The sequence below is a fragment of the Alcaligenes sp. RM2 genome (assembly GCF_052931795.1).
Genome location: NZ_JBRFIO010000001.1, coordinates 1272846 through 1293569 on the forward strand (window position 1 = coordinate 1272846; position 20724 = coordinate 1293569).

Sequence of the window (20724 nt, forward strand, 5' to 3'; positions counted from 1 at the left end):
ACCCGCATCCGCTCAAGCCTCAGCTTTTACGCGAAGACACATAAATCCCGCCTACGATCAGCAAGAAAGCCGCTCCGTGGTAAAGCTTGGGGGTATCGCCCAGAATAAAAACCGACATCAAGGCGGCAAATACAGGCATCAGATTGACGAAGAAACCGGCCGTGGCAGCGCCCACTCGCTGAACAGCCACCCCCCAGCATCGCAAGGCGATCAGAGCCGGACCAGTCCCCACATACAGAATGGCCAGTAACAAGCCCCAGGACCAGTCGATATGCCAGTCGGTAAATTGCCACTCCATGGCGGCAAAAGCACCAGACCAGATCAAACCGAAAAACACTTGTGCCATCACTACAGTGGCCCAGGTTTCTGCGATTGCACCCTCATGGCGACGGGTGCTGAGCATCCAGCTATAGATCGCCCAGGCGATAGTGGCAATCACCATGTACACATCACCCGGCACAAAACGGAAGGCCATCAGCTCCTGCCAGTCCGCACGCGTCAGCACCAGCACCACACCCAGCAAGGACATCAAGCCACCCACCAACTGACGCCCATTGACGGTGGATTTGAAGAACAGGCGTCCAATGACCAGCATCCAGAACGGCAAGCTGGCGTTGACCAAAGTCACGTTAATGGGGGACGAGCTTTGCAGTGCCAGGTATTGCAAAGCGTTATAGATCCCTATGCCCAGCAAACCCAGAATCGAGTAGCGTTTCCAGTTGGTCCACAAATTACTGCCGCGTCGCAGCACTTGTCGTCCCACAAAAAGCAGAATGGTGAAAGCTACCAGCCAACGGAAGAAATTCAGGGTAATGGGCGGAACCTGATCATGAATCAGGCGCCCCACAATGGCATTACTTGCCCACAAGATCGTGGGTAAAACCAGTAAAGCCGTCGTGCCAGGGGTCAGTTTCTGAGTGCTCACAAGCATGTCCTAAAAAACGGCAACGGCGCATGTGATCCCTCCTCAGGTCACCTCTGCGCCGTTACGATTGGCCTAGTATATAGGCAAGCATGCTCTGCCCTCTACGCCTTTACCTGCCTGCTTGTGACGATGAGAACTGGTCAATCTTTGACCAATCCATAAATATTATTTATAATCATACAATTGTCACGTCATGGCGCTGATTGAATTTTATTGGCCCATCCCATCCACGCTCGTCTGACTTTAGCAACATCAGATGCAGCTACCCAGGGTAAATCGACCTTGAAACACCCCCACTTTTGGGAATAAAGCTTGACCCGATCAAGCGCCCCAAGTGCATTACTTGGCACCACAACCAGCACCTTTAACCGCAAGGGCCTGTCCCGCGCGTCGTTATACAGGTTCCTGTTCCTGGCAAGTATTCGTGTTTTTGCCCGTTTTTCAGGTAGGCAGACCTTGTCTGCCCCGGCTGGATCCCCCTATGAACGGCGGGCGTGTTTTCAATTTGATCCACCTGACCCTGTCTGGAACCAACCATTCCTGACAGACACAGATTCACCCCGATTTTTATGGGCCTAGTGCAAGGCTGGACTCCAGACACCGCTTGTCCGGTTTGTCGGTCTGCCTTGTTTTCAAGCCCGTCCCCGTCCCGCCCAGCAAGGCCAGACGGGAATTATTATTTTTAAAGGAGTCCCGATTTATGGCCAAAGAAGAGCTACTTGAAATGCAAGGTTCCGTCACCGAAATCCTGCCTGACTCGCGCTTTCGTGTCACCCTGGACAACGGTCACGCCGTTATCGCCTACACCGGCGGTAAAATGCGCAAGCACCACATCCGTATTCTGGCTGGCGACAGCGTCACCCTGGAAATGTCGCCCTACGACCTGAGCAAAGGTCGCATTATCTTCCGCCACCTGCCCAAGCGTATTGGCGCGCCGACCTCTGCCCCTCGTCGCACTCCCCACCGCCGTTAAGACATAGCGCCACACCCCTGTCACAATTAGATGCAAAGATAGGCGCGCCTGACAGGGGTGCGACAAGAGCCATCAGCGCTCGGGCGCACCCCACATCTTGTGGGAGTCGCCTTGAAAAAACTACTGACGCTCAAAACCGGCTTCATCGCCTATTTTGCAATTCTGAGCCTGTTTCTAATCCTGATGCTGATTGCCCTGCAACATTTGAGCAGCAGCATCGAACAGCGCAAGCATCTGGAAGCCCAGCGCCATCAAACGACGGCGCTTAGCAAAGACTTCAAACGCATCAGCGAATTGCTAAGCCGTCAGGCCATCGCGTTTGTCTCCAGCGAACAGATCGAATTTCAGGAAAACTTCCGCCACCTCCTGGCGGTGTTTACGGGTGCCCAGGCGGATCAGGATGGTGTCACACTGGCGATGCTGGACCGCTTCAGGGATCTGGAGCTGGAACCGGCTGAACAGGACCTGCTTCGCTCCGCCTATGAGCAGACCCTCGCACTTAGCCAGGTTCAGTCCGAGGCCATCCAAACCGCCAGCGGCCAGTTTGAAGATGGTAACGGCGCTATCCGTATCGCCCTGCCCAATGCCTTGATGGCCAAAGTGCTGGTGTTCAGCCAGCAATACATTCAAGCCTCTGCCCAAATCACCAACACACTGGATCAGTTCGAACACCAGTTCAGCGAGCGCCTGGACAGTTCTCTGGATCTGGCTGGTCGTAGCAGCGACCGTGCGTTCAGTCTGGCATTAGCGGCACTGGCCCTGTTCTTCATGGCCAGCACGATTGCTCTACGCCTCTTGTATCGCTCCATCAAGCAGCCACTGGATCAAGGGGCAAATCTGGCCAAGGAGCTGGCCCAGGGCAAGCTCAATGCGCAGCTCAGCGTGCGTCGCCATGATGAGTTCGGGACCTTGCTTACAGCACTCAATGGCATCGGCCAGGGCGTACAAACCGTGGTGCATCAGATCCGCGAACAAACCGGCTTGATACGCGACGGCTCGCATGCCATTGTGCTGGGTAGCCAGAACCTGAGCGAACAAATTCTGGACCAATCCACCGAATTGAATCAGACCGTCAAGGCGATGAATCAACTGGCTGACACCGTGCGCCAGAACGCGGAGCAGGCCCAAACCGCCGATCATCTGGCGCAAGACACCTCCAGCCAGGTGGCCCTGGGCAATCAAGCGGTACACAGCCTGCTCGATACCATCGACGCGATTGCCGACAGCTCGAACAAAATGAGCGAAATCACCAAACTGATCCGCAACATTGCCTTCCAGACCAATATCCTGGCCCTGAATGCCGCGGTGGAGGCCGCCCGCGCCGGAGTCCATGGTCATGGCTTTGCGGTTGTTGCTGCCGAAGTGCGCAACCTGGCTTTGCGCTCCACCGACGCCTTGCAACAGATTTCCACCCTGATTTCCAGCTCAGTCGAACAAACCGAGCAAAGCTCGGCTGCGGCCCGAGGTATGGCGCAAGTCATGGCCAACACACAACACAAGGTCAATGAAATGCGCAGCATTGTGGCGGATATTGCCCAAGCTTCTCAGGAGCAGGCGACGCATATCGACTACGTGAACCAGGTCATGACGCGCCTGGACCAGCAAGGCCAGTCCAACCGCCAACTGCTTGAACACAGCGCCCACACCGCTCAGGAGCAGCTGGAGCAAACCACTTTGCTGGCCCAGGTGGTGGCGCATTTCAGTCTGGATAGCGATCTTTCCGGGCCCGATGCTCCCGCCCTGCCCGCCGCCCTCAAGCAGCCTTCTTACCGATCCGTGCCCGCCTATCGCACAGCCACGTGCACAATGTCCAGTTCCTGAGCGGCCAATACGTGCCATAGACCTCCGATAAGGGTAAAATCGGAAGTTTGCCGCGCGCCGCCTTGCTGGCTGGCGTGGGTGGCACATCAAATATAGGAAAGCCGCTGAATCATGGAATCGGAACGACTTAATCAACTGGAAGCCCGCCTTGCCGATTATTCGGAGCGGGAAAATGCCTTACGGAGGTATCTTTGACTACGATGACAAAGCTCATCGTTTGCACGTAGTCAATGCCGAACTCGAGGACCCCAACGTCTGGAACGATCCTCAACACGCTCAGGATCTGGGCCGCGAAAAGAAAAGTCTGGAAAACGTGGTGCATGTGCTGGACGCCTTGCACACGGGTTTGAAAGATTCGCAGGACCTGTTTGAGCTTGCCGCGATGGACGATGACGATGCCACTATCGCCGCCATCGAAGAAGATTGTGCCGCCATGGCCAGCCGTATTGAAGAGCTGGAATTCCGCCGCATGTTCTCCAACCCTGCCGACCCGCTGAATTGCTTTATGGATATTCAGGCCGGTGCGGGTGGTACCGAAGCCCAGGACTGGGCCTCCATGCTGCTACGCATGTATGTGCGTTATGCCGAACACAAGGGCTTCAAGGCTGAGATCCTGGAACAGTCTGACGGCGACGTGGCGGGTATCAAATCGGCCTCCATCAAGATTGAAGGCGATTACGCCTACGGTTTTCTGCGCACTGAAACCGGCGTGCACCGTCTGGTTCGCAAAAGTCCCTTTGACTCCTCCAATGGCCGCCACACGTCTTTCACCAGCGTGTTCGTCTACCCGGAAATCGACGACTCCTTTGAAGTCGAAATCAACCCGGCCGACTTGCGTATCGACACTTACCGCGCCAGTGGTGCCGGTGGTCAGCACATTAACAAAACCGACTCGGCCGTTCGTATTACGCACGAGCCCAGCGGCATTGTGGTGCAGTGTCAGAACGACCGCTCGCAGCACCGTAACCGTGCCGAAGCCATGCAAATGCTGAAGTCCCGCCTGTACGAGCTGGAAATGCGCAACCGTATGGCCGAGCAGCAAAAACTGGAAGACTCCAAGAGCGATGTGGGTTGGGGTCACCAGATCCGTTCCTATGTGCTGGACCAGAGCCGCATCAAGGACTTGCGTACCAACTACGAAAGCTCCAATACCCAGAAGATTCTGGATGGTGACCTGGATGCCTTTATTCAAGCCAGCCTGAAACAAGGTATTTAATATGCACGCTTCCACGCTGACTGTTCTAAGCGGTGCCTCTCGCGGTCTGGGCTTGTCCCTAGCACGTCAGGCACTGGCCGCTGGCCATCAGTTGATCACTTTGGCCCGCAGCGAACTGCAACTGGATGCGCCCCAAGGGGCTCATCAACATCTGCACGTAGACCTGGCCAGCGCGGAAGGCGCACAACAGGCTGCCAAGGCTCTGCAAGCCTTGATCAGCCAGACACAGGCTCAACGCTACGTCCTCATTAATAATGCGGGCACGGTTGATCCCGTTGGGCAGGCCAGCCACCTGCTCGATGCCCAGGCCATTACACAGGCGCTGCAATTGAATGTCGCCAGTGTCATGAGCCTGACCGCCGCCTTCTTGCAAGGCGCCCCCAAGGATGCCCAACGCCAGGTGCTCAATATATCCTCCGGTGCTGGCCGCAAACCCGTCTCGGGCTGGGCCGTGTACGGCTGCAGCAAGGCAGCGCTGGATTTTTATACGCAAACCCTGAAGCTGGAAAATCCCGAGCTGGCCGTTTGCTCTCTGGCCCCTGGCGTGATCGATACCGATATGCAAGGCCATATCCGTAGCCAATCCCGCGACCAGTTCCCGAACCTGAGCCGCTTTATCGACCTGCATCAACAAGGTCAGCTAAGCAGCCCGGACGATACGGCCGAGCGCATTTTGCGCCACCTGAACAGCCCGGATTTTGGCCAGCACGTCCTGGATGACATCCGCCACTACGAATAAGTACTGACACAATGACTGAACCGCTAGACACTTCCGCCCCCGTCGTAGACGAAAACCGCCTGATCGCCGAGCGTCGTTCCAAACTGGACCGCCTGCGCGAAAACGGCATCGCCTACCCCAACGATTTTCGCCCTGACGCTCACGCTGCCGAGCTGCACAGCCAGTACGGCGAGCAGGACAAGGATGCCCTGGCTGCAACCAATAAAGTCGTGAAAGTAGCTGGCCGCATGATGCTCAAGCGTGTCATGGGTAAAGCCAGTTTTGCCACACTGCAAGATGCTTCCGGCCGCATCCAGATCTACCTGGACAAAGCCGCACTGGGCGAAGAAAACTACGCGGAATTCAAGGGCTGGGATATCGGTGACATCCTGGCCGTGGAAGGCACAGTCTTCAAAACCAATAAGGGCGAGCTGTCCGTACATGCTTCCAGCGTGCGCCTGCTGGCCAAGTCCCTGCGCCCCCTGCCCGACAAATTCCACGGTCTGGCTGACCAGGAATTGAAGTACCGTCAGCGCTACGTAGACCTGATCATGGGTGAAGACACCCGTCAAACCTTCCTGGCCCGCAGCAAGGTCATGAGCAGCTTGCGCCAGCACATGGCCCAGGCCAACTTCCTGGAAGTGGAAACCCCCATGCTGCACCCCATTCCGGGTGGCGCATCGGCCAAACCCTTCATTACGCACCACAATGCGCTGGACATGGAAATGTACCTGCGTATTGCTCCCGAGCTGTACCTGAAGCGTTTGATCGTGGGCGGTTTCGAGCGCGTATTCGAGATCAACCGCAACTTCCGTAACGAAGGCGTCAGCCCTCGTCACAACCCTGAATTCACCATGATGGAGTTCTACGCGGCCTATACGGATTACCAGTGGCTGATGGACTTCACCGAAAACCTGATACGCGAAGCCGCTATCAGCGCCCGTGGCACCGCCACCCTGCAATACCAGGAACGCGAGCTGGATCTGAGCCTGCCTTTTGATCGCCTGACCATTACCGGCGCCATCATGAAGTACGCTCCGTCCTACCAGATCGAACAGCTGGAAGATATCCAATTCCTGCGCACTGAGCTGGCTCGCCTGAAAGTGGACGTGAACTCACCCCCACTGCGCGATGCCGGTCTGGGTGCCTTGCAACTGGCTCTGTTTGAAGAAACAGCAGAATCCAAGCTGTGGCACCCTACCTTCATCGTGGACTACCCCGTGGAAGTGTCGCCACTGGCACGCGCTTCGGACACCCAGGAAGGCATTACCGAGCGCTTTGAGCTGTTCATTACTGGTCGCGAAATTGCCAATGGTTTCTCGGAGTTGAACGATCCTGAAGATCAGGCCGCACGTTTCCAGGCCCAGGTTCAGGCCAAGGATGCTGGCGACGAAGAAGCCATGTTCTATGACGCGGACTACATCCGTGCACTGGAATACGGTATGCCTCCTACAGGCGGCTGCGGTATCGGTATCGACCGACTGGTCATGTTGCTGACCGATAGCCCTGCTATCCGTGACGTGATCCTGTTCCCGCACCTGCGTCGCGAGGACTGATCAGTCTCAAGCAAGAAAAACGCGCGGTCAAGACCGCGCGTTTTTTTATGCATCCTCGCCCCCGCACACACATACGCAGATACGCAGATACGCAAATACGCAAATACGCAGCTATTCTGCCCAGTCCCTGAACAAACACCCGCTCCAATCTCATCATTAACCAGCCCTACACCTGTAAGGGCTAACTTCATTCAGGCTTGATACCAGCAACTGCCGCCACTTCACGAAACAAGGCAATATCACGCGCCACGATCTGATCTAGCGACTCGGCCGAACCAGGCGCGATCACAAAGCCCTGCTCCTCCAATGGCTCCGCAAATTCGCGCGAATGCAGTACAGCCGTAATATCGCGATTCAGCCCGGCAACCACCTCATCGGGCGTGGCACGTGGCACAAAAACGCCCTGCCAGCTTTCGATCACGAAATCAGATACTCCCAATTCATGAAAAGTGGGAACATCCGGTAAAACCTTCGAACGCTCCGGCGAGGTCACCGCCAGAGGGATGAGTTCACTCTTCTGAATGTTCTGGATTGTCCCAGAGATATCAATAAGCGCCCCGTCCACATGCCCACCTAGTATGTCCAACATAGCGGGGGCCCCTCCCGCGTAGGGAATGTTATTGGTTTGCGTACCCAAACGCTGGTTAAGCATCTCGACGGCCAAATGATAAATACTGCCGTAGCCAATCGGCAGCGCTGCAGATATTTCGCCAGGCTGACGCTTGAGTAACGCCACGTAATCATCGAAGTGATTAACGCCCAGCCCTGGCCGCACTACCAGCACCTGCGAATTAACAATAGTGCGGGTCACACCACGGACCTCCGTCTCGCTATAGGGCAGCTTGCGACCGAGGGCAGCGTTGATCGCAAGCTGATCCCCGCTAGACAACAGGGTGTGCCCGTTTGGGGCTGCACGAACTACCCGGTTGACGCCAAGACTGGTGTGAGCGCCGGGCACATTATCCACGATCACCGTTTGTTGCCACAATTTGGCAAGATTTTGCGCGAGCATCCGTGCGATACGGTCAGCGTTGCCGCCCGGATTCACCGGAACAACAATACGCACAGGCCCGGAGGGAAACGTATCGGCCTGCTGCGCACGTGCCGGAACCGTGGCAAACATAGCACCCAAAGAAGAAACAGGAACTCCAAGCCGGGCGGCGATACCCGCGCCGGTCGCTTTCAAGATCATGCGTCGATTCAAGCCTACCTCCAGTATCCACAGACTGCCCCATTGATCGGGCGACATTGTGTTGCAGTGCTTGCCAACAACGAACTGTAGTCTAGAGAGCCCCCGTGCGCGAATCAAGCTGCCCTCGTCCCGACCGTCGCTAAAGCGCCTCTCAGCGACTTTCGCGCAGCCTGACCACTTGCTCGGCGACACGTCATGCCGAAACAAAAAAGGACGCTCGAAAGCGTCCTCTTTTTACTGCGAATCCAGGCTCATAGACTCATCGTGTTGCACCTGTGTTGCGAGTACGATTTGGAGGCAATTAATCCACCGGCAAACGCATCACCGCCTGCGCCCATTTATGAGCCACCTCAGGCGAAGAAAAACACGAAGCCTTGTCAGCTACCACGCGCACCGCACGCTCCAGCAGCTGGATGTCAGCCTCGTGCTGACGCGCAACGTGCGGGTCTTCAAAGAAGATGACACGTTGACAACGATTTTCCAGCACCAGCTCGGCAATTTGTGCATCGCCGCCCAAAGGTCCACTTAGATATGACTGAATCCAGGGTGTTTCCTTAGGCCAGCCTTTAGACCAGGCCAGCTCATTCAACAGGCGGCTTGTCGTCCCGGTTCCCACGCGTTGGCCAAAGCGAGACAGCAGATCAAAATGCTTGTCGGCAAACTCAATCATCTTGTCCTTGAGTGCATCGTGCGCAATCATGGCCAGGGTTTGATTAGGGAAGTCAAAAATACGTTTGCAGCTGGAATCAGGCCACAAGCCGCGGCTGACACGCTCCACTTCAATCCATTCAATTGCACCCATCAAGGTAGAAATGAAAGGACGGCCATGCGTGATGCATTGGCGCTTGAGCGCCAATGCTTCCGGAAAAATGGAGGAGGGGTCTACCGGGTCAATCAGATAAATGGCGCCATCAAAAGGCGGTGTACCATCCGGGCTTTGCGTGACCCGGGCCACCAGCTTCATCAAGCCACCATCACGACCATAGGGATAGCGAACCAGGCCGCCATAGCCTTCCAGCAGGCCCGAACGCTCGATGGCATTACAGGTACGACCGACCGTATAAAGCTCAACTTCCAATTCGCGAATACCGCTGGCTGAACGCCGCAACCACTGAAACAAAGCCGCATCTGCCGAATCATGGTGCAATTGATTGGCCGCCAAACCGAAACGTAATGACATGAGTTCCTACACGGTAAACGATTCGCCACACCCGCAGGAGGCTTTCTCGTTTGGATTGATGAACTTGAAACCTTCATTGAGGCCATCACGGCCATAATCCAGCCGCGTGCCGTCAATAAAGGGCAGGCTTTTAGGATCAACAAACAGTTTAACGCCGTGCTCTTCAAACAGTTGATCGCCTTCAACCGGCTCATCAACAAAATCCAGCTTGTAGGCCAGACCCGAGCAACCGGTCAGACGTACACCCAAACGTAGCCCCAAACCGCCCCCGCGTTTTTTCAAATGACGCTGGATATGTTCTGCGGCGGGCTGAGTAAGAGAAATAGACATAATCTTTTCCTTTCTATAAACCTGAAAGAATATTCAGCCTTCAGGCTTGGACAACTAAAACGCGCCTTTGTTCTGTACCGAGGCAATAGCGGCCTGAACCGCCTCCTGGGCCAACAAAGCACAATGCACTTTGACCGGCGGCAATTCCAGCGCTTGCTGCACATCTGTAGACGAGAACTGAGCTGCCTGCTCCAGACTGCGACCTTGCAGCCACTGTGTCGCCAATGAGGCGGCAGCGATGGTACAGCCACAGCCATAAGCCTTGAAACAGCTATCCTGAATCTGGCCCTGCTCCGATACCTTGAGCTGAATGCGAATCAAGGCCCCGGTTTCGTGACTTCCCGCTTCCCCTGTACCCACGTCAGCATCACTGCTGTTCATGACACCCACATGACGCGGGTGCAGGAAATACTCCATGACAGCGTCACTATATATCATTGCGCGAACTGCTCCGAAGCAGGCTCGCTCCACAAGGGAGAGATGGCCCGCAATTGTTCAACCACACGACGGATGGCGGCTATCGTGTCATCAATGTCCTGCTCGGTCGTGAAACGACCAAGGCTCAAGCGCAAGGAGCTGTGCGCCAACTGATCGCTGCGACCCAAGGCCGTCAATACGTAGGACGGTTCCAGGCTGGCCGACGTACAGGCCGAGCCGCTGGACACGGCCAGATCCGTCAGGGCCATCATCAGAGCTTCGCCCTCGATGTGATCCACGCTGATGTTCAGGTTGTGCGGCACACGCTGATCCAAGGTGCCATTCAGGAACAGGTCAGGGATAGACTGCAGGCCAGCCCATAGACGATCTCGCAGCGCGGTGATGCGCTGATTGTCTAGATCCATTTCCTGCGCAGCCAGTTCAAAAGCACGCCCCATGCCCACGATCTGATGAGTGGCCAGCGTACCGGAGCGAAACCCGCGTTCGTGCCCGCCACCGTGAATTTGCGCTTTCAGGCGCACGGCCGGTTTACGACGGATATACAAGGCACCGATCCCCTTGGGACCGTAAGTCTTGTGGGCAGACATGGACATCAAGTCCACGGGCCATTCCTGCAGATTGATCGCTACCTTGCCGGTAGCCTGGGCGGCGTCCACATGGAACAGCACCTTGTGCTCCCGGCACATTGCCCCCAGGGCCTGCACATCTTGAATCACGCCAATTTCGTTATTCACCAACATGACCGAGGCCAGGATGGTGTCGGGGCGAATGGCTTGTTCAAACGCCTGAGGATCAATCAGACCACTGGGCAGAACATCCAGAAAGGTGACTTCAAACCCTTCGTCCTGCAAGGCCAGACAGGTATCCAGCACGGCCTTGTGTTCCGTACGGACGGTAATAATATGGCGGCCCTTGGACTGATAAAACTGCGCGGCACCTTTTAACGCCAGATTAATGGCTTCGGTAGCACCGGAGGTCCAGACGATTTCACGCGGCTCTGCCCCTACCAAAGCGGCAACCTGACGGCGCGCCTGGTCCACGGCCTCTTCCGCATCCCACCCATAGGGATGGCTGCTGGAGGCCGGATTGCCAAATCGTTCCGTCAACCAGGGAATCATGCTGTCGGCCACACGCGGGTCTACCGGTGTAGTGGCGGCATAATCCATATAGATACGCTGAGCGCGACTCATACAAAACTCCGGGTCAGTAGCGGATCTTGCCCACTACAAAGTACATTCTTCTGGCTGGCCGGCTTCCTGAGCGGCCAACTTCAGCTGACGCAGACGCTGCTGATCAACCAAGTCCTGTAGCGAGACAGAATCCAGATAATCGACCATTTTACGACTAAGCGTCGCCCAAAGCTCGTGAGTCATGCACTCGCCTTTCTGCCCATTTGTGCCCTGCTTGCAATTACCCTTGCCACCGCATTGGGTGGCATCAACGGGCTCATCGACCGCAAACACAATGTCAGCAACGGTGATGTGGCGAGCCAGACGCGCAAGCGTATAGCCACCACCCGGACCACGCACACTATCGACCAGTTCATGGCGGCGCAACTTGCCAAACAACTGTTCAAGATACGAGAGCGAGATACCCTGTCGCTGGCTGATGCCTGCGAGCGTCACCGGTCCACTTTGCTGGCGCAGCGCAAGATCGATCATCGCGGTTACGGCGAAACGCCCTTTTGTCGTCAAACGCATGATAGTTTCCTTGCCAAAGGCGAAAGCGGCCGGACTGCCAACGGCAAATCCGACCAATTTGGTCCAGTATAGCAAATACAGGGGAAACTACCGTGCTTGAGCGTGTGTTTTTACACTTATACTGAAGTGTTATGTAGCCACTCAGGCAGCACGGTAATTGGGGACGCGCTTGCGAACCAGTTCGAACACGCCCTGGCAGGCATCTTCGATATAGTCCATGACCTTATTAAAGCCATCCTGGCCGCCATAATAAGGATCGGGCACGGTAGCCGCTTCATAGTCAGTGGCAAAGCGCATCAGCAGCATGAGCTTGTGACGGTAAATGGGAGGACACATTTGCTGCAAGGCAGCGTGGTTTTCCCAGTCCATGCTCAAGATAAGGTCGAAGTTGCGAAAGTCCTCGCGCTGGACCTGTCGGGCCTGATAGGTAGAGATGTCATAACCGCGTTTACGAGCGGCTATCTGTGCGCGTGTGTCAGGATGCTCGCCAACATGAAAGCCATGCGTGGCGGCTGAATCCACCAAAATAGCCTCCGACAAACTGGCCTGGTCGACCAGTTGGCGCAAGACACCTTCGGCGCTGGGGGAGCGGCAAATATTCCCTGTACAGACAAACAGAACCTTACTCATAATGCGTCAAAGTCTGCGGGAAAACCCCAAATAAGGCAAGACGAAACCGGGGTGAAAACAGACCCCGAAAATCGCCTTGAAAACAGCAAATCGGTATCGTTTGGGAGCTGCCAGTAAGAACCGGTCGCAGCTGCTTGAAGTTTGGAATAAACCAAAGGCGCAGCAACCTTTGCTTAGCGGATACACCACTTTCTCGAGATGAGATAAATCAAGCAATACACCCGAGTGATGAAAGCCGGTAGCAGAACGGCGTTTTTTCTGAGCTTTCGTCCAGCTTTAGTTGCAAATACACAACAACCATCAAGCCATCAGCAGTTTGGCCTTCAGTCTTTGCAACTTGTCGCGCGCGGCTGCCGCTTGCTCGAACTCCAGGTTGCGGGCGTGATCCATCATCTCTTTTTCCAGACGCTTGATCTCGCGTGCAGCGGCCTTCTCGTCGCGGATCAACTCGTCCGGCACATCCTCGCGCAAGCTGGCGGTTGGATCCGAGGCAACAACACCATCAATCAACTCACGGACGGCCTTGTTCACGCCACGCGGCGTAATACCGTGCTCTTCGTTAAAGGCGATCTGCTTGGCACGACGGCGCTCGGTTTCTTCGATAGCGCGGTGCATGGAGTCCGTCATTCTGTCGGCATACAGAATGGCTTTACCGTTCAGGTTACGCGCTGCCCGACCTATGGTTTGAATCAGGCTGCGCTCCGAACGCAGAAAGCCTTCCTTGTCCGCATCAAGAATCGCCACCAGAGACACTTCGGGCAAATCCAGCCCCTCACGCAGCAGGTTGATCCCGACCAGCACATCGAAGACGCCCAGACGCAGATCCCGGATAATCTCGGCCCGTTCCACCGTATCAATGTCCGAGTGCAAGTAGCGCACGCGAATACCGTTCTCTGACAAGTATTCGGTCAGATCCTCTGACATGCGCTTGGTCAGCGTCGTCACCAATACACGGTCTTCCTGCGCAGTACGCAGCTTGATTTCACCCAGCAAGTCATCGACCTGCGTGGTAGCCGGGCGAACCTCGATTTCCGGGTCCACCAGTCCGGTAGGTCGCACCACCTGTTCAACCACATTGTCTGCATGCTCTTGCTCGTAGGCAGCGGGTGTAGCCGACACGAACACGGTTTGCGGCATACGGCGTTCGAACTCTTCCAGTTTCAAAGGCCGGTTATCCATGGCCGAAGGCAGGCGGAAACCGAACTGCACCAGGGTTTCTTTACGCGAGCGGTCACCGCGATACATGGCGCCCAACTGCCCGATAGTGACGTGGCTTTCATCGATAAACATCAGGGAGTTACGCGGCAGGTAGTCGATCAATGTCGGCGGCGGATCGCCAGGCGCAGCTCCTGACAAGTGGCGGGAGTAGTTCTCGATGCCTTTGCAAAAGCCCAGCTCCTGCAGCATCTCCAGATCAAAACGGGTGCGCTGCTCCAGGCGTTGAGCTTCAACCAAATGCCCTTCCCGTGTCAGAAATTCCAGACGCTCGCGCAGTTCGAGCTTGATGGTTTCAATCGCCCTCAACACGGTTTCGCGTGGCGTCACATAATGCGAGCTAGGGAACACGGTAAAGCGGTTCAGCTTCTGCACGACCTTGCCTGTCAGCGGATCGAACAACTCCAGCTCTTCAATCTCGTCATCAAACAGGCTGACTCGCAAGGCCAGCTCCGCGTTTTCTGCCGGGAAGATATCGACCACTTCACCACGAGCGCGGAATATCCCACGCTGAAAATCCAGATCGTTACGCTCGTACTGCATGGCGACCAGACGCGCCAGCAGCTCCTGCCGGGCAATACGGTCGCCCTTGCGCAGGGTCAGCACCATGGCATGGTAATCACCGGGGTTACCAATACCGTAGATGCAGGACACGGTACCCACAATAATGGTGTCAGGCCGCTCCAGCAGGCTTTTGGTGGCCGACAAGCGCATCTGCTCGATGTGTTCATTGATGGACGAGTCCTTTTCAATAAACAGATCACGCGATGGCACATAGGCCTCGGGCTGGTAGTAATCGTAGTAAGACACGAAGTACTCCACGGCGTTGCGTGGAAAGAACTCGCGCATCTCGGCGTACAACTGCGCCGCCAGGGTTTTATTGGGCGCCAGAACAATGGCCGGACGCCCGGTGCGAGCAATAATGTTCGCCATCGTATAGGTCTTGCCCGAGCCCGTTACCCCCAAAAGGGTCTGGTACATCAAGCCATCATCAATCCCCTCAACCAACTGCTCAATCGCCGCAGGCTGGTCGCCAGCAGGCAAATAAGGTTGGAAAAGTTTGAAGGAACTCCCCGGAAATTCTTGAAAGGCAGGCTCAAATTTCATGCTAGACACACTTTAGGGTAAGCCCGTATTATCACATTAATGCTTTGTTTTTCTACCTTTCTGCACTAACGCCCCCATATCATCATGACATCGCTCTTCGAAACCGTCGAACTGGCTCCACGCGACCCTATTTTGGGTTTGAACGAACAATACAATGCCGACGAACGCAGCGGCAAAGTTAATCTGGGGGTCGGTGTTTACTACGACGATCAAGGGCGTATCCCGATTTTGCAGGCTGTTCAAAAGGCTGAGGAAGCCATGATGAGCAAAGCCGCCGCGCGCAGCTACCTGCCTATTGAAGGGATCAATACCTACAATCTGGGTGCTCAAACCCTGTTGCTGGGTGCCGACTCCCCCATCATTGCCGAAGGCCGCGCCTTGACCGTGCAATCCTTGGGCGGTACCGGTGCGCTGAAAATCGGTGCTGACTTCCTGCAGCAACTGCTACCCCAGTCCGAGGTTTACATCAGCGATCCAAGCTGGGAAAACCACCGCGCCCTGTTCGAGCGCGCCGGCTTCAAGGTCAACACCTACGCTTACTACGATGCCGCTACGCATGGCCTGAACTTTGACGGCATGATCGCCTCGCTGCGCGCCATGCCGGCCCAGTCCATCGTGGTCCTGCACGCTTGCTGCCACAACCCGACCGGCGTGGACCCCAGCATGGAACAATGGGCCCAGATCGCCGAGCTGATCAAAGAACGTCAACTGGTTCCTTTCCTGGACATCGCTTACCAAGGCTTTGGCGCCGGTCTGGAAGAAGACGCCAGCGTAGTGCGTCTGTTTGCCAAGCTAGGCCTGTCCATGTTCATCAGCTCCTCGTTCTCCAAGTCCTTCTCGCTGTACGGCGAGCGCGTTGGCGCCCTGACCCTGGTTACTTCCAGCAAGGACGAAACCTCCCGCGTACTGAGCCAGGTCAAGCGTGTGATTCGCACCAACTACTCCAACCCACCCACACACGGTGGCAAAGTTGTGGCCACGGTACTGAACTCGCCTGAACTGTTCCAGACTTGGGCGACTGAACTGGCCGGCATGCGTGATCGCATCCGCGAAATGCGCGCCCAACTGGTTGCCAAGCTGAAAGAGCACGGCGCTACCCAAAACTTTGACTTCGTGCTGCAACAGCGCGGCATGTTCTCCTACTCCGGCCTGACTGCCGAGCAAGTCGAACGCCTGCGCCAGGAACACGGCATTTACGCTGTCAGCAGCGGCCGTATTTGCGTTGCTGCATTGAACAGCCAGAATATTGACGTCGTGGCCAAGGCCATCGCTCAAGTCCTGAAGTAAGCTGTCCCTCACTACAGCCCCAACGCCCTTCTTCGGAAGGGCGTTGTCGTTCCAGCCCTTGGAGCACTACCATGACAGACACGATTTCCCTGAACACCGAACGCCTGATCTTGCGCCCCTGGAAAGCTTCCGACCTGGAGCCCTTTTTCCGCTTGAACAGCGATCCCCACGCGCTGCGTTTTTACCCGGCCACCCTGGACCGTGAGCAAAGCGATGCCATCGCCCAGCGCAGCCAAAACCTGATCGACGAACATGGCTGGGGTCCCTGGGCAGTCGAGCTGAAAGAAAACGGGGCCTTCATTGGCATGGTGGGCTTGAACCGCCCGACCGCCGATCTGTACTTTCAGCCTTGCGTGGAAGTTCTTTGGCGTTTGCTGCCTGAGTACTGGGGCAAGGGCTATGCCACCGAAGCGGCACGAGCCTGCATGGACTTTGGTTTTGACGAACTGGGCCTGGATCAAATTGTGGCGTACACCGCTCAATTGAACTTGCCTTCGCAGACCGTCATGCAACGCCTGGGCATGACAGAGCAAGCTGGTACCTTTGATCACCCCGGTGTAGCGGCGGGCCACAAACTCGCCCCCCATGTGCTGTACACCCTGGACCGCAAGGATTGGCCCCAGTCTGCCTGAGCGGCCCGAAGGGTCAAAAAGTAAGCCTTTAGGGCCCTCACCGCTTGCAAAAACGCCAACTGTAACGCACAATCTTTACTGTATATATATTCAGCAGACAATACTATGACCGCCAAGCTCACTGCACGCCAACAACAAGTGCTGGACATCATTCGTTCTGAAATCGAACGGACGGGTTTCCCTCCCACTCGAGCAGAGATTGCTCAGGTGCTGGGTTTCAAATCCGCCAATGCGGCCGAAGATCATTTGAAAGCTCTGGCCCGCAAAGGCGCTATCGAGCTGACTGCCGGCGCCTCGCGCGGCATACGCCTGCTCGGTACGGATACCCGCGAAAGTGCTGCTCCCAGCAGCAACGCATTGGCCAATCTGGCTGACGCCCTCTTGCTGCCCATTATTGGTCGCGTGGCTGCCGGTAGCCCTATTTTGGCCACCGAGCATATCGAGCGCGAGATTGGCGTCGCCCCTACCCTATTCACCCAAACGCCTGATTACCTGCTGCGCGTACGCGGCTTGAGCATGAAAGACGCGGGCATTTTTGACGGCGACCTGCTGGCCGTCAAGAAAGCCAGTGAAGCGCGTAATGGGCAGATCGTGGTGGTGCGCATTGGCGACGATGTCACCGTCAAGCGCCTGTCGCGCTCCAGCAATCAAGTGGTCCTCTTGCCCGAGAACCCGGACTTTGAACCCATCATCGTCACCGACCCGGATTCCCTGTCTTTGGAAGGCATTGCTGTGGGTCTGATTCGTACCAGCCCGCTGCATTAAGCTTCCTCTCTCTTGGTCACCAGAGCTGTTTTACAGGCTTGGTGCTCCTGACAAGAGAAAAACCCCATATACCGTTTGGTACATGGGGTTTTTTATTGGTCGAAGTGCATGCCGATATACAGGTTTGAGCAGCCGTAAACCCCTCGCGCAAGCTAGCGACTTTCAACTCCCTCAATATCGTTGCCCAAAAATCTGGCTCCCACTGCTATCAATATGATTAACCTCGAAGCCACGATCAGCCTGACCAAAATGTAAACAGGCTACCTTGAACCCAAGGTAGCCTGTTTCACTGCTTGCTTACTACTGCTGATGCTTAGTGCTTGAAAGACTCAGAACCCGCCCCAGCAGCACGCGTGGCTGCCAAGGCCTCAGCGGCCAGGCGAGCTACTTCTTCGTCGCTCAGGGGCGTTACAGCGTCTTGCAGGGCCACTTCCAGTACACGGTCAATCCAACGCACCGGGATGATCTCCAGCGTGTTTTTCACGTTATCTGGAATATCGGCCAGGTCCTTGATGTTTTCTTCCGGGATCATCACGGTTTTGATGCCGCCGCGTTGCGCTGCCAACAGCTTCTCTTTCAAGCCGCCGATAGGCAGAACTTCGCCGCGCAAGGTGATTTCACCCGTCATGGCCACATCAGCACGAACCGGAATACCCGTCAGGCTGGACACGATAGCGGTCGTAATGGCGATACCGGCCGATGGACCATCCTTGGGCGTAGCGCCTTCAGGAAAGTGCACGTGCAGGTCACGCTTTTCGAACACGCTATTGGCAATGCCCCACTTCTGAGCACGCGAACGCACAACCGTACGAGCCGCTTCGACCGATTCTTTCATCACATCGCCAATCGAGCCGGTGCGCAGCACATTGCCTTTACCGGGCATATCCGCGACTTCGATGGTCAGCAATTCACCGCCCACCTCGGTCCAGGCCAGACCCGTCACCAGGCCAACCTTGTTCTCTTTTTCGGCCAGGCCGAAGGAGAAACGACGTACGCCCAGGTAATCGTTCAGATTCGCCGCATTCACGACCAAGGTTTCCTGGGTCAGTGTCTTGTTGCGAGCTGCACGCGTACCGGCTTGTGGATTGGCCACCAACAGCTTGCGAACAACCTTGCGGCAGATCTTGCTGATTTCACGTTCCAGGGAACGTACACCCGCTTCACGGGTGTAGTAACGCACGATGTCGCGCACGGCATCTTCGGTCACTTCCAGCTCGCCATCGCGCACGCCGTTGTTCTTCATCAGCTTGGGCAAGAGGTAATCGAAAGCAATACGCACCTTCTCATCTTCGGTATAACCCGACAGACGAATCACTTCCATACGGTCCAGCAGGGCCGGTGGAATGTTCAAGGTGTTGCTGGTTGCCACGAACATCACGTCGGACAAGTCATAGTCCACTTCCAGGTAGTGATCCTGGAAGGTGTGGTTTTGTTCAGGGTCCAGAACCTCCAGCAGTGCCGAGGATGGGTCGCCACGGAAATCCGCGCCCATCTTGTCGATCTCGTCCAGCAGGAACAGCGGGTTACGTACACCCACCTTGCTCATGTTCTGAACCACCTTGCCCGGCATGGAGCCGATGTAGGTACGACGGTGACCGCGAATCTCGGCCTCGTCACGTACACCACCCAAAGCCATACGAATGAACTTGCGGTTCGTTGCCTTGGCAATGGACTGTCCCAGCGAGGTTTTACCCACGCCTGGAGGGCCAACCAAACACAGGATTGGAGCCTTCAGTTTGTCGACACGTTGCTGAACAGCCAGGTACTCGACAATACGTTCCTTGACCTTTTCCAGACCAAAGTGATCCGCATCCAACACTTCCTCGGCATTGCTCAAGGAGTTGTTAATACGGCTCTTTTTGCGCCAAGGCAGGCCAACCAGCGTTTCAATGTAGTTACGCACCACGGTTGCTTCGGCTGACATCGGCGACATCAGCTTGAGCTTCTTCATTTCCGATTCGGCTTTCTTGAGCGCTTCCTTGCTCAATTGAGCCTGCTCGATGCGTTTTTCCAGCTCTTCAACATCAGCGCCGTCTTCGCCTTCGCCCAGCTCTTTCTGAATCGCCTTGACCTGCTCGTTCAGATAGTAGTCGCGCTGACTCTTTTCCATCTGCTTTTTCACACGGCCGCGAATGCGCTTCTCTACCTGCAAGATGTCAATTTCGCCTTCCAGTTGCGACAGCAGGCTTTCCAGACGCTCCAAAGCCTTGGGCGTTTCCAGCATGCCCTGCTTTTGTTCCAGCTTCAAAGGCAAATGAGCGGCGATGGTATCGGCCAGACGGCCAGCATCGTCAATCCCGGTCAGGGAAGTCAGAATTTCCTGAGGGATCTTTTTATTCAGTTTGACGTACTGCTCGAACTGACCCAGCACCGCACGACGCAGCGCTTCGGTTTCAGCAGTATCACCGGAGTCGCCAGGCACTTCGACCACCGAGGCCATGAAGTGGGTTTCGGCATCCTGTACCTGTGTGATTCGAGCGCGCTGCAAGCCTTCCACCAGCACTTTTACCGTGCCGTCGGGCAGCTTGAGCATTTGCAAAATACTGGCCGCACACGCAATTTCGTAGAGATCCTCGGGAGCGGGATCGTCCTTGCCTGCGGACTTTTGCGCCACCAACATAATGTTGTTGCCGGACTCCATTGCCAGCTCAAGGGCTTTGATCGAGCGAGGCCGGCCAACAAAAAGCGGAATCACCATGTGAGGGAACACCACTACATCGCGCAAGGGAAGCAGCGGCAGCTCAATAGGTTCCGTAGAAAGAATCTGGCTCGCAGACATAGTCATTTCCTATAAATGTCCTTAGACGCAAAAGGGAAGCCTGGGCTTCCCTTTCACGGTTTAACCTGTTGTAGCTCAGATTGTGGCGAATTTTGATATTTCAAGTAGGCCGAACGACCATTAGAACAGAACTTTACAGAGTTAAAGAGAGACAAGCCCTTATGCCTGGTGGTCTTCATAGGTCCACTCCTTTCTCTTTACCTTCGCCTGTCGCCCTGTCCCGCCTGCGCCTGTCCGACCAAAGCCAGACAGTGCACAAA

General features: G+C 55.8%; 18 protein-coding genes. 8 read left to right on the top strand and 10 right to left on the bottom strand.

The window, feature by feature from the left end; all coding sequences use genetic code 11:
• Window positions 1–19: 19 nt before the first annotated feature.
• The gene (locus ACU6HM_RS05875; protein WP_021446707.1) at window positions 20–931 is read right to left on the bottom strand and encodes a DMT family transporter; all 912 of its coding nucleotides are present in this window, start codon (window positions 929–931) and stop codon (window positions 20–22) included.
• 694 nt (window positions 932–1625) lie between these two features.
• On the opposite strand from ACU6HM_RS05875, the gene infA reads away from it, so the two are divergent.
• The 5 genes from infA (at window position 1626) to lysS (ending at window position 7209) form a co-directional block, all read left to right on the top strand.
• Complete coding sequence (infA, locus tag ACU6HM_RS05880) at window positions 1626–1898, top strand: translation initiation factor IF-1 (RefSeq protein WP_009458008.1); 273 nt, start codon at window positions 1626–1628, stop codon at window positions 1896–1898.
• Window positions 1899–2009: 111 nt separating this feature from the next.
• Window positions 2010–3719, top strand: a complete 1710-nt coding sequence (locus ACU6HM_RS05885) for a methyl-accepting chemotaxis protein (RefSeq protein ID WP_324576004.1) — start codon at window positions 2010–2012, stop codon at window positions 3717–3719.
• A gap of 111 nt (window positions 3720–3830) precedes the next feature.
• Window positions 3831–4935, top strand: a protein-coding gene (prfB, locus tag ACU6HM_RS05890) for a peptide chain release factor 2 (protein ID WP_115635138.1) whose coding sequence is annotated in 2 segments (ribosomal slippage) — window positions 3831–3911 and window positions 3913–4935 — 1104 coding nt in all. Because the reading frame shifts where the segments join, the coding sequence is not laid out codon by codon here.
• Between the two features lies 1 nt (window position 4936).
• A complete protein-coding gene (locus ACU6HM_RS05895; protein WP_446763465.1) occupies window positions 4937–5674 on the top strand; it encodes an SDR family NAD(P)-dependent oxidoreductase in 738 nt (245 codons plus the stop codon).
• Between the two features lie 11 nt (window positions 5675–5685).
• Entirely contained in the window at window positions 5686–7209 is a 1524-nt protein-coding gene (gene lysS, locus ACU6HM_RS05900) for a lysine--tRNA ligase (protein ID WP_009458015.1), read from the top strand.
• Between the two features lie 187 nt (window positions 7210–7396).
• On the opposite strand, the gene ACU6HM_RS05905 is transcribed toward lysS, so the two are convergent.
• The 8 genes from ACU6HM_RS05905 to uvrB form a co-directional block, all read right to left on the bottom strand.
• Window positions 7397–8413 (bottom strand): Bug family tripartite tricarboxylate transporter substrate binding protein, encoded by a 1017-nt coding sequence (locus tag ACU6HM_RS05905; RefSeq protein ID WP_446763466.1) that lies wholly within the window; start codon window positions 8411–8413, stop codon window positions 7397–7399.
• A 289-nt stretch (window positions 8414–8702) separates the two neighbouring features.
• Window positions 8703–9581: a methylglyoxal synthase gene (locus ACU6HM_RS05910; protein ID WP_009458020.1), complete on the bottom strand. Its 879-nt coding sequence runs from the start codon at window positions 9579–9581 to the stop codon at window positions 8703–8705.
• Window positions 9582–9587: 6 nt separating this feature from the next.
• Window positions 9588–9911: a HesB/IscA family protein gene (locus ACU6HM_RS05915; protein ID WP_003801383.1), complete on the bottom strand. Its 324-nt coding sequence runs from the start codon at window positions 9909–9911 to the stop codon at window positions 9588–9590.
• A 54-nt stretch (window positions 9912–9965) separates the two neighbouring features.
• Window positions 9966–10349 carry an iron-sulfur cluster scaffold-like protein gene (locus ACU6HM_RS05920; protein ID WP_009459111.1) on the bottom strand — a complete coding sequence of 128 codons (384 nt, stop codon included), beginning with the start codon at window positions 10347–10349 and terminating at the stop codon, window positions 9966–9968.
• Window positions 10346–11539: an IscS subfamily cysteine desulfurase gene (locus ACU6HM_RS05925; RefSeq protein WP_035268115.1), complete on the bottom strand. Its 1194-nt coding sequence runs from the start codon at window positions 11537–11539 to the stop codon at window positions 10346–10348. Before ACU6HM_RS05925 ends, ACU6HM_RS05920 begins: the two co-directional genes overlap by 4 nt.
• A 33-nt stretch (window positions 11540–11572) precedes the next feature.
• Entirely contained in the window at window positions 11573–12049 is a 477-nt protein-coding gene (gene iscR / locus ACU6HM_RS05930) for a Fe-S cluster assembly transcriptional regulator IscR (RefSeq protein ID WP_021446710.1), read from the bottom strand.
• 141 nt (window positions 12050–12190) lie between these two features.
• Window positions 12191–12682, bottom strand: coding sequence for a low molecular weight protein-tyrosine-phosphatase (locus tag ACU6HM_RS05935; protein WP_026482840.1), 492 nt, complete (start codon window positions 12680–12682; stop codon window positions 12191–12193).
• A gap of 297 nt (window positions 12683–12979) precedes the next feature.
• Window positions 12980–15001: an excinuclease ABC subunit UvrB gene (gene uvrB, locus ACU6HM_RS05940; protein WP_009459107.1), complete on the bottom strand. Its 2022-nt coding sequence runs from the start codon at window positions 14999–15001 to the stop codon at window positions 12980–12982.
• Between the two features lie 84 nt (window positions 15002–15085).
• Here uvrB and ACU6HM_RS05945 point away from each other — a divergent pair, with 84 nt between their 5' ends.
• The 3 genes from ACU6HM_RS05945 (at window position 15086) to lexA (ending at window position 17685) form a co-directional block, all read left to right on the top strand.
• Window positions 15086–16288 (top strand): amino acid aminotransferase, encoded by a 1203-nt coding sequence (locus ACU6HM_RS05945; RefSeq protein WP_009459106.1) that lies wholly within the window; start codon window positions 15086–15088, stop codon window positions 16286–16288.
• Between the two features lie 71 nt (window positions 16289–16359).
• A complete protein-coding gene (locus ACU6HM_RS05950; protein ID WP_009459105.1) occupies window positions 16360–16920 on the top strand; it encodes a GNAT family N-acetyltransferase in 561 nt (186 codons plus the stop codon).
• Between the two features lie 105 nt (window positions 16921–17025).
• Window positions 17026–17685 carry a transcriptional repressor LexA gene (gene lexA / locus ACU6HM_RS05955; RefSeq protein ID WP_026482844.1) on the top strand — a complete coding sequence of 220 codons (660 nt, stop codon included), beginning with the start codon at window positions 17026–17028 and terminating at the stop codon, window positions 17683–17685.
• Window positions 17686–17998: 313 nt separating this feature from the next.
• Here the strand turns inward: lexA and lon are convergent, their stop codons facing one another.
• Window positions 17999–20464, bottom strand: coding sequence for an endopeptidase La (lon, locus tag ACU6HM_RS05960; RefSeq protein ID WP_446763467.1), 2466 nt, complete (start codon window positions 20462–20464; stop codon window positions 17999–18001).
• Window positions 20465–20724: the final 260 nt, after the last annotated feature.

What these genes read in the sequence shown, in the direction of transcription:
- ACU6HM_RS05875 (WP_021446707.1), bottom strand. Translation starts at nt 931, where the DNA reads ATGCTTGTGAGCACTCAGAAACTGACCCCTGGCACGACGGCTTTACTG.
- infA (WP_009458008.1), top strand. Translation starts at nt 1,626, where the DNA reads ATGGCCAAAGAAGAGCTACTTGAAATGCAAGGTTCCGTCACCGAAATC.
- ACU6HM_RS05895 (WP_446763465.1), top strand. Translation starts at nt 4,937, where the DNA reads ATGCACGCTTCCACGCTGACTGTTCTAAGCGGTGCCTCTCGCGGTCTG.
- lysS (WP_009458015.1), top strand. Translation starts at nt 5,686, where the DNA reads ATGACTGAACCGCTAGACACTTCCGCCCCCGTCGTAGACGAAAACCGC.
- ACU6HM_RS05910 (WP_009458020.1), bottom strand. Translation starts at nt 9,581, where the DNA reads ATGTCATTACGTTTCGGTTTGGCGGCCAATCAATTGCACCATGATTCG.
- ACU6HM_RS05915 (WP_003801383.1), bottom strand. Translation starts at nt 9,911, where the DNA reads ATGTCTATTTCTCTTACTCAGCCCGCCGCAGAACATATCCAGCGTCAT.
- ACU6HM_RS05920 (WP_009459111.1), bottom strand. Translation starts at nt 10,349, where the DNA reads ATGATATATAGTGACGCTGTCATGGAGTATTTCCTGCACCCGCGTCAT.
- ACU6HM_RS05925 (WP_035268115.1), bottom strand. Translation starts at nt 11,539, where the DNA reads ATGAGTCGCGCTCAGCGTATCTATATGGATTATGCCGCCACTACACCG.
- iscR (WP_021446710.1), bottom strand. Translation starts at nt 12,049, where the DNA reads ATGCGTTTGACGACAAAAGGGCGTTTCGCCGTAACCGCGATGATCGAT.
- uvrB (WP_009459107.1), bottom strand. Translation starts at nt 15,001, where the DNA reads ATGAAATTTGAGCCTGCCTTTCAAGAATTTCCGGGGAGTTCCTTCAAA.
- ACU6HM_RS05945 (WP_009459106.1), top strand. Translation starts at nt 15,086, where the DNA reads ATGACATCGCTCTTCGAAACCGTCGAACTGGCTCCACGCGACCCTATT.
- ACU6HM_RS05950 (WP_009459105.1), top strand. Translation starts at nt 16,360, where the DNA reads ATGACAGACACGATTTCCCTGAACACCGAACGCCTGATCTTGCGCCCC.
- lexA (WP_026482844.1), top strand. Translation starts at nt 17,026, where the DNA reads ATGACCGCCAAGCTCACTGCACGCCAACAACAAGTGCTGGACATCATT.
- lon (WP_446763467.1), bottom strand. Translation starts at nt 20,464, where the DNA reads ATGTCTGCGAGCCAGATTCTTTCTACGGAACCTATTGAGCTGCCGCTG.